At 43.4% G+C, this 1,888-nt stretch carries 4 protein-coding genes; 3 read left to right on the top strand and 1 reads right to left on the bottom strand.

Going from position 1 to position 1,888, the window contains the following annotated elements:
• The 3 genes from C6H66_RS26190 to C6H66_RS23290 all read left to right on the top strand — a co-directional run.
• The coding region (locus tag C6H66_RS26190) for a hypothetical protein (protein WP_181150282.1) at positions 1–471 on the top strand (471 nt) is incomplete at its 5' end.
• Complete coding sequence (locus C6H66_RS27810) at positions 443–883, top strand: cytidine deaminase-like fold-containing protein (RefSeq protein ID WP_105396865.1); 441 nt, start codon at positions 443–445, stop codon at positions 881–883. The genes C6H66_RS26190 and C6H66_RS27810, both read left to right, overlap by 29 nt.
• The gene (locus tag C6H66_RS23290) at positions 880–1,272 is read left to right on the top strand and encodes a DUF6911 family protein (RefSeq protein ID WP_105396864.1); all 393 of its coding nucleotides are present in this window, start codon (positions 880–882) and stop codon (positions 1,270–1,272) included. Before C6H66_RS27810 ends, C6H66_RS23290 begins: the two co-directional genes overlap by 4 nt.
• A gap of 411 nt (positions 1,273–1,683) precedes the next feature.
• On the opposite strand, the gene C6H66_RS23285 is transcribed toward C6H66_RS23290, so the two are convergent.
• Positions 1,684–1,888 (bottom strand): transposase domain-containing protein (locus C6H66_RS23285; RefSeq protein ID WP_146111107.1); only part of this gene is annotated, 205 nt, incomplete at its 5' end.

The raw sequence follows: 1,888 nt of genomic DNA, 5'->3' as shown, positions 1-1,888 counted from the left end.
CTCAATCAATATGGCTATGAATTGCAGACAGAATACGGTTTTTCAGGAAAAGAAGCTGCGGCTGCAATTCAGAATTTAGTTAACGGGGGAGCATTTGTTGCGGCTGCCGCAGATGCGAAAGCCTATAATGAAGCATTAAGCTATCTGAAAACGTACAGCGTACATTCAGGACAAGCTGCTCTCGGAACGGATGCATTAACGATATTACCCGGCACGCCAGGAACACTTATTCGGGGAAGCATTGTTGCCGGAGGTTCATATCAGGCTGGTACGGGTATTGGGCAGGTTATTGACGGCAAATATGGTAGTGGCGTAGCAAATATGAGTCTGGGTTCACTGGCTATATTTGGAGGTGTTGCCGGTAATAAAGCCATAACCAAGCCGACAGAAGGAATCGTCTCACCAGATAAACTCACAATTCAGGAAAGCAGTAGAGTTTTAGATAAAAAAAACTCATACCTCCATTCCTAAGGTCACAGCAGAGTTAACTGATAAAGAAACCGGGAAAAAATTTACTGACACTAATCAGGGGAATAGACCCGACTTTTTCCTTGGTGAACATAGTCGTCCAACTTTAATCAACGACGTAGTACAAGCGAAAATAGATAAACGACCAAATAAATCATTTCCTAACGGGAGTATGGCATCAGCCCACGCAGAAGTAGGTACAATCCAGCAAGCTTATGAAAAAGGTATGACACATGGGAGAGACATGAAAATGACAGTTACTGGAGAAAAAATATGTGATTACTGTCGAGGCGATATAGTCAAGATGGCCTCAAAATCTGGATTAAAATCTTTAACTGTATTTGAAAAGGAAACAGGAAAGATACTTTATTGGCAACAAGGTATGCGTAAATTTACTATGGAGGAACCCAAATGAATGATTTTATCATCGGGTTGCTTTTTTATGGAAAAAAAGGATATAAAACAATTAGCAACCCAATATGGGGAGATGTAGAATCATTCTTAGATAACATCAAATATAATAGTGGCGAAGTCTCTCTTGAACTACGTGAAGAGCCAAATTTTGGACCAGTTAACATTAGAGTTTCTGCTAGCGATGGTAATTATCTAATAACTTTATTGGAATATACTGAAGATGACAGTGAAGTGCGAACATACTGGGATGAAACAAAACCAGATAAGCAAATATTATTATACGCTAATTATTGGCCTGCTCGTCAGCTCACAACAAATTTCGATTTTGTAGTGAAAGTATTCAAAGAGTTTTTTGATACAGGCAATGTGTCAAAAGAACTTTTAAATTAAGTAACCAACCCCGGCCATTCCAAAACCGGGGTTATTTTTACCACCAGCATTAATCCGGCAGGATAATATCAAATTAATTCAAATTCTTTAGGGGGAAGTTCTCCATGAAGAAGCACAGGAAGCATTCGCTTAATTTTAAGTGTAAAGTCATGCCACATTACCACTGGCCTTACCCTCAACGCCGGTCGGGATGCGACGCTCAAAGGTGCCTAGGTCAGCGGCGAACAAATTACCGCCGACGTCAAACGCTACCTGACGCTCAGTAACGAACAGGGCAGCAACCGCTACGATATACGTCAGTGCCGGTGTCAGTGTTACTCTCGGTCCACAACCGAGCGGTTCATTGAACCTCTGTACAGTAATGTTCCGGTGGACTCACCTTGCGTTGTCAGATAACAACAAAATGGGATGTTAACGGAAGGGATTCTCAGGCCAGGGCAGCAGCTCATTCAACCGATTGTTCGGCCAGACAGGCAGCCGGCTGAGGACATCACGTAACCAGACCCAGGGCTCATGTCCGTTGGCCTGAGCGGTTTCCAATAGGCTCATTATCATGGCCGCCCGTTGTCCCGCGGGCAGGGAACCCGCAAAAAGCCAGTTCTTTCGCCCGAGCGCC

Source organism: Photorhabdus hindustanensis (assembly GCF_002968995.1).
Taxonomy (GTDB): domain Bacteria; phylum Pseudomonadota; class Gammaproteobacteria; order Enterobacterales; family Enterobacteriaceae; genus Photorhabdus; species Photorhabdus akhurstii.
This window is presented reverse-complemented; position numbering and strand designations above follow the sequence as displayed.